Source organism: Hydrogenophaga sp. (assembly GCF_048549895.1).
Classification (GTDB): domain Bacteria; phylum Pseudomonadota; class Gammaproteobacteria; order Burkholderiales; family Burkholderiaceae_C; genus Hydrogenophaga.
In genome coordinates, this window is sequence record NZ_JBLYYB010000010.1 from 1 (window position 1) to 5,864 (window position 5,864).

A 5,864-nucleotide genomic window follows, 5' to 3' on the forward strand; every position below is an offset into this window, starting at 1 on the left:
AGGAAACGTCACACGCCATTCCAAAGAATTCTTTGTGCATCAATGGCTTATGGACGAATGCCACCTTTTGCTGGCATGTGCTGGCTTATGTTGCGTGAAGATGTGGAACGTCATCTCTGGCCTCCGAAGCCGGGTCGTGGGTTCGATCCCCGCCAGCCGCACCAAAATCAACGACTTACGTGAGCCTCTCATGGCCCATGCAGCAGTCGAGTGAATTCCAGTTCCCCACATTAGCTACGAAAATGGGCTACGCAGAACTGGTAGTGCAATGGTCAGGAGTCTTCGTGGCCATTTTCTGTGGCCCATCCGTGGCCCACTCATGGCCCGCCTCCAACCTGCCGACCTTCGACAGGGGTCGTGTTTGACCATTGGGCTCAGGCCCAGTCAACTTGACTGCCCTGACTATTCGAACCAGCGATCTCTTTCGGTTGCTGAAGTTTGAGGATTTCCGACTGACAACAAGCGGACTTTTACATGGCCAAGTCTCAGAGGCAATGGCTCTTGTGCAGCGATTGCCGCCTGTGGCGCGACAAAGCTCTAACAAACGTTGTCGGCCACCTTGCAGTCCTTGGTTGGTAGTTGCTCTCGCCAGCCAAGTGGCCGGTGCGTGAGGTATTTCTGACATCTAGCGCACATCGCAGGACACAGACTCAAGCGCCACTCGGTAGCACCGTCATCCCGCGCACGATGAATGCGTTCTGTTGCTTCATGCCGCTCTGCAGGTGCTGCCTTGTGCCCATGCGAGTGCCCTGAACATCGGCAGTGATGAGAGGGGCCATGGGATGCTCCAAGCCGTTGAATTTGCGCCGCGTTATTCCCAGGTAAGTGAGCTGAAGCAGGAGGGGTGCATTCGAAGCAACGTGAAGCTAATGGGTCTAAATCACGCCCTGCGCGAGTATCGCGTCGGCCACCTTGACGAAGCCGGCGATGTTGGCGCCGTCCACATAGCTCACCGAGCCGTCGGCGCGGCGGCCGTGCTGCATGCAGGCCTCGTGGATGCCCACCATGATGGTGTGCAGGCGGTCGTCGACTTCGGCGCGTGGCCACGACAGCCGCATCGCGTTCTGGCTCATCTCCAGACCCGAGGTGGCCACGCCACCGGCGTTGCTGGCCTTGCCGGGTGCGTACAACACGCCCGCCGCTTCAAAGCGCTCCACGGCTTGCATGGTGGTCGGCATGTTGGCCCCTTCGGCCACGCAGACCACCCCGTTCTTGATGAGTTTTTCGGCGTCGGCCTCGTCCAGCTCGTTCTGCGTGGCGCAGGGCAACGCCACGTCCACCGGCACGCCCCAGGGGCGCACGCCCGCCTCGAACCTGCTCTTGGTGCGTTCGGCGTAGTCGCTCACGCGCCCATACAGGTGGTTCTTCACCTCCATCAGCTCGACGAGTTTCTCCGGGGTGAAACCGTCTTCGTCGATCACGGTGCCGCTGGAGTCGGACACGGTGACCACCTTGGCCCCCAGCGCCATGGCTTTCTCCACCGCGTACTGGGCCACATTGCCCGAGCCTGACACACTCACGCGAAGGCCGTCGAAACTGCGGCCCTGTCGCTTGAGCATTTCCTGCGCGAAGTACACCGTGCCGTAGCCGGTGGCCTCGGGCCGCACCAGCGAGCCACCGAAGGACAGGCCCTTGCCGGTGAAGACGCAGTCGGACCGGTTGCTGAGTTTTTTCATCATGCCGGCCATGAAGCCGACCTCCCGGGCGCCCACACCGATGTCGCCCGCGGGCACGTCGGTGTCGGACCCGACATGGCGGAACAACTCGCTCATCAGGGCCTGGCAGAAGCGCATCACCTCACCCGGGCTCTTGCCCTTGGGGTCGAAGTCGGAACCACCCTTGCCGCCGCCCATGGGCAGGGTGGTCAGCGCGTTCTTGAAGGTCTGCTCGAAGGCCAGAAATTTCAGGATCGACAGGTTGACCGAGGGATGGAAGCGCATGCCGCCCTTGTACGGGCCGATGGCCGAACTGTGCTGGATGCGGTAGCCCCGGTTGACCTGCACGTCGCCGTGGTCGTTGACCCAGGAGACGCGGAACATCAACACCCGCTCCGGTTCCACCAGCCGGTCCAGCAGGCCGTGTTCGGCGTATTTCGGGTGCGTCTGGATGAAGGGCCAGAGGCTTTCCATCACCTCGGAGACGGCCTGGTGGAATTCGGTTTGTCCAGGGTTGCAGGTGGCGACGTGTTCGAGGAAGTGGTGCGCTGAGGCGTATTTCATGGTGTCATGCTCTAAAACTGTGCATGGCATTATGCGCAAGCCGCATTGGATGAGAAAAAGGCCTCATGTTGGTGCATTTTGCGATGGGACGAGCGGCGAGTCGGCTGCAGAGTCATCTCTATTGACGACCTCCCAACCCTCACCCAGCAACACCATGCGGGTCTGGAGTCGATCGCGCGTCGCTGGGTCCACTGGGGAAGCCAACAAGCGAATGCGCTTGTCGCGAACCTCGACGTGTTCCAGCCGATGACGTGTGGCGAGAGACATCCACAGCGCGTAGGCGCTTGTGGATTGGCGGGCGCCGCTGACCAGGCAGAACCCCTGAGAAAGCGCCCATTCGTACACCGCGGTGGCGATGCCCCGTCGCTGGTACTCGACCGCGTACTTGGAATGCGGAGCCCGAACAAATCGATCCAACACGCGGTTGACTTCGATCAACCGGTTGAAGACCGTGTAGCCGGCCAGGCAGCCGCGTGCCACGTCCTCCACGTAGATGTAGTGCTCCCCATCGGCCTCACGGTGGCGAAGCACCAGGCCCGGGAGCTGGGTCGTGATGATGCCGGTGCCACCTGTGAGCAGACCCGAGCGCTCGAGGCGCGCGTGCAGCGACTTCAATTCATCGTCAACGGCCGAGGCGCTCCACTGCACGTCGACGCGCAACTCCATGATGTGCTGCTGCGCACCCGGGCGCTCGCCGGAGCGCGTTGCGGGTCGCTCGCCGAAAAGGACTGACCGAGGGTTGATGAAGGGCCATGCCAGCAGGGCAAACATCAATGTTTCAAACATCCCGAGCCCCCGCCCACCAACCGCTCATCAAGCTGTCGGGCTTGTGGCTGGCGCACACGCGGGCGCTCGATTCCCAGTCCTCCATCTGCACATTCAGACCGGCAAACACGCCATAGCCGGCACCTGCTCTGATGGTTTCGAACGCAACCAGACTTTCGCCAACACGTATCGCCCCGCGGGCCTGAATGGTTCCACCCGCCCTGACGCCCCAACCCGCCTCAAGGTGCATGCCGCAATCGATGTCTGTGGAGACCGAAATGCCTTCGACAGCGTGGACGCTGCCGACTGACACCAGGGTGCCTCCAGCCACCAGACTCTTGGCGCAGGTGATGGCGCCATCCACGATCACGTCGCGCCCGACCGATGCCAGTCCGCTCAGATAGAGCTTGCCTGAGCAGCGAAGATCCCAGCCCGCTTGGACGTCCCCCTGCGCGGAGATGTCACCGAGGGCCTCGATACCCCAGTCCGCTTTGACGCGACCGCCCGATTTCAAACTGCCGTTGCTCCGGATGTTTCCCCGGCAGCGGATATCGTCGCCCGAGATCAGCGATCCTCCCGCAACGATGCTGCCGCCCACGTCGATGCGCCGCCCCACCCGCACCACCGAGTCCACGTCGATGTTTCCGCGCACCCTCAATGAGCCCGCGAACACGATGAAGCCGGCCGAGACATGGTCCAGGGTCAAGGTCTCGTTGGTGGGGCCGAATTGATCGAGCAGCCAGCAGGCGTCGTTGGCGCGACCTGCCTGGACAAGCGCATCCAGCAGGTCCTGGTAGTTGCTCCCGTCATGGTGGTGGCGCAAGAACCAGCGGAATCCATCGGCACAAGGCTGTTTGGTCTTGATGAAGTCTTTGGTGAGGTCCATGTCGTTCTCAGCGCCGGTCTGCATCGGCGGCCATGTTCAGTCGATCAAACGGAGCGATCAACACATCGCCGTCCGCCCACTTAGCCAGGCGCTGGGCCACGCTGCCGGTGAAGAACTGCACCAGGGTTGAGCTGCGCCGCTTGCCCACCACGACCAGATCGGCCCGCGTGGCTTGCTGGTGCAAGGCGGTCGAATAGGCCGGGTCGCCGTTGCCGACATCGAAGGACACTGCAGGGACGGTCGATGCGGGCGCTGCCGCGGCCACCCCGTCCAGGAGTTGTGCGAGGCGGTCCCTGGCATGCTGGCGCGAACCGAGCCGGTAGGACTGGATCAGTTCAGGCGACACGTTGACCGAGCGCAGCTTGGCGTCTTCGATGGTGTCGATCGCATGAAACAACTTCAGCCTGGTGGGCGCGGAGAACAGGCCGGCAAAGTCGATCAGGGACTTTGACCGAGGCGAGAGATCAACGGCCACGAGCACACGCTCATACGAACGCACGGGCGCCTGCTTGACCACCAGCAGGGGACACAGGCTGCCGTGCACGGCCTGATCGAGCGTGGTGCCCAGGTGAAAACGTTTCCAGCTCCGCTGTGACAACGGCCCCATCACCAGCAAGGTGGCTGTGTGGGCCTCGGTCAGCACGTCCTGCAGCGATGCCGACCGTTCGATCGCATGCACCGGGATCCCGTGGCGTCTCGCCAGCTGGCGCGCGCGCTGGCCCAGCCGCGCGATGGGGTCGGAAGGGAAGGCGTTCTGGCCCTCTGCAAGATGGATCAGCCGCAGCGTGACCTGGTGTTGTCGGGCCAGCATGGCGGCGCGCTCCAGCGCGTGCTCGGAGAGCACCGTGAAATCGGAGACGGCAAGGATGTAGTCGAAGTGCATGGGAATTCCTGGACGAGCGTGGGCCTGCCCCGCGGCACATGACTGGCGGGGCGCGATCGGTGTCGGGGAGGCGGCTAGGTGGTGTAGTCGCCGCTGGCTTCAGGCTGGAACAGCAGCGTGACGATTTCGGCCGCGCACGCATCCCCGTTGGGTGTGCGCCAGCGGGCGATGGCACCCACGCGCTGGCCGAGCAGGCTCGCCCCCACGGGAGAGAGCACGGAGATGAAACCCAAGTGAGGCTCCGCATCGGCGGGGTAGCACAACGTGAGCTTCTGACGTTGGTGGGACTCGAGGTCTTCGACCATGACCTGCGAGTACATGGTGACAACGTCGGGCGGGATCTCGCGCGAAGGAACGAGATCGAGGGAATCGAGTGTCTCGATCAGCTCGGGCGGAAGTTGCGCGCCATGCAGTTTGTTCAGGCGCGCGTAGTCGATTTCGGTGAGCAGCCGCTCACCCGCAAGGTTCTTGTGCATGGGGCACTCCAACTGGTGCAGGCCCGCTGCAAAAGAGCGGCGCCCGCGATCGCGCTGGGCTGGGGCCCGGCGATGTTGGTTGCGCAAAAAGAGGAAGGGGTATCGCCGGGCTTAAGAATGTGCGGCCGGCTGGCGCAGTCCCGCCGAACCCATCAGCTTGCGACCAGCCACAGCACTGCATGCCGCGAGGGGCATGAGAGCTGCTGTGTGGGGAGTGATGGTGGGATAACAAACCATTTGTCTATTGTAAGACGCATTAGATTTTTCTGAAGCGAGTGCTGGTTATTGTCCTCGGGCGTGTAGGAGCGAACGCGGGAGTTCTCCCAACCAATCCCGATTGAACTTGGCAAGTTGATCGCCCAGAGGGAGGGCGAGATCAAGCTTAGGGCAGCCATCTGAAGAGCGCCCGTACCCACATGTCGTCAAGTACCCGCTCTTGGAGGCAAAGCAGTCTCGCAGATAACTGGCAGTCGAATGTCTGGTAACGAGCTCAGCTGTCTCTCGTGAGGTTGCACGCGAATGACTCAGTTCAGTCTTGGGACTAAACCGCTCTACAAGGACTTCCTCCATAGTCAATCAGCTTGTTGGCTGACTTCCTGATCAACGGCTGTTCTGCATTGGCTGTTGTTTGACTA

The 5,864-nt window shown here is 62.2% G+C and carries 6 protein-coding genes and 1 tRNA gene; 1 reads left to right on the forward strand and 6 read right to left on the reverse strand.

The features are described from left to right. Positions 1-92 precede the first annotated feature (92 nt). Positions 93-164 (forward strand) — tRNA-Arg (locus ACN4F8_RS00595). 486 nt (positions 165-650) lie between these two features. On the opposite strand, the gene ACN4F8_RS00600 is transcribed toward ACN4F8_RS00595, so the two are convergent. The 6 genes from ACN4F8_RS00600 to ACN4F8_RS00625 all read right to left on the reverse strand — a co-directional run bounded on the left by ACN4F8_RS00600 (position 651) and on the right by ACN4F8_RS00625 (position 5,229). Then, positions 651-779 carry a hypothetical protein gene (locus ACN4F8_RS00600; RefSeq protein ID WP_419471792.1) on the reverse strand — a complete coding sequence of 43 codons (129 nt, stop codon included), beginning with the start codon at positions 777-779 and terminating at the stop codon, positions 651-653. A 96-nt stretch (positions 780-875) separates the two neighbouring features. Further along, positions 876-2,219 (reverse strand): NADP-specific glutamate dehydrogenase, encoded by a 1,344-nt coding sequence (gene gdhA / locus ACN4F8_RS00605; protein ID WP_419471793.1) that lies wholly within the window; start codon positions 2,217-2,219, stop codon positions 876-878. 63 nt (positions 2,220-2,282) lie between these two features. Then, positions 2,283-2,990: an N-acetyltransferase gene (locus ACN4F8_RS00610; protein WP_419471794.1), complete on the reverse strand. Its 708-nt coding sequence runs from the start codon at positions 2,988-2,990 to the stop codon at positions 2,283-2,285. Between the two features lie 7 nt (positions 2,991-2,997). Continuing rightward, positions 2,998-3,870 (reverse strand): FapA family protein, encoded by an 873-nt coding sequence (locus ACN4F8_RS00615; protein ID WP_419471795.1) that lies wholly within the window; start codon positions 3,868-3,870, stop codon positions 2,998-3,000. 7 nt (positions 3,871-3,877) lie between these two features. Further along, entirely contained in the window at positions 3,878-4,753 is an 876-nt protein-coding gene (locus ACN4F8_RS00620) for a universal stress protein (protein ID WP_419471796.1), read from the reverse strand. Between the two features lie 74 nt (positions 4,754-4,827). Further along, the gene (locus tag ACN4F8_RS00625; RefSeq protein WP_419471797.1) at positions 4,828-5,229 is read right to left on the reverse strand and encodes a GreA/GreB family elongation factor; all 402 of its coding nucleotides are present in this window, start codon (positions 5,227-5,229) and stop codon (positions 4,828-4,830) included. Between the last annotated feature and the right edge of the window lie 635 nt (positions 5,230-5,864).

Excerpts from the sequence above, each read along its gene's own strand:
- ACN4F8_RS00615 (WP_419471795.1), bottom strand. The coding sequence starts at position 3,870 with ATGGACCTCACCAAAGACTTCATCAAGACCAAACAGCCTTGTGCCGAT.
- gdhA (WP_419471793.1), bottom strand. The coding sequence starts at position 2,219 with ATGAAATACGCCTCAGCGCACCACTTCCTCGAACACGTCGCCACCTGC.
- ACN4F8_RS00600 (WP_419471792.1), bottom strand. The coding sequence starts at position 779 with ATGGCCCCTCTCATCACTGCCGATGTTCAGGGCACTCGCATGGGCACA.
- ACN4F8_RS00610 (WP_419471794.1), bottom strand. The coding sequence starts at position 2,990 with ATGTTTGCCCTGCTGGCATGGCCCTTCATCAACCCTCGGTCAGTCCTT.
- ACN4F8_RS00620 (WP_419471796.1), bottom strand. The coding sequence starts at position 4,753 with ATGCACTTCGACTACATCCTTGCCGTCTCCGATTTCACGGTGCTCTCC.
- ACN4F8_RS00625 (WP_419471797.1), bottom strand. The coding sequence starts at position 5,229 with ATGCACAAGAACCTTGCGGGTGAGCGGCTGCTCACCGAAATCGACTAC.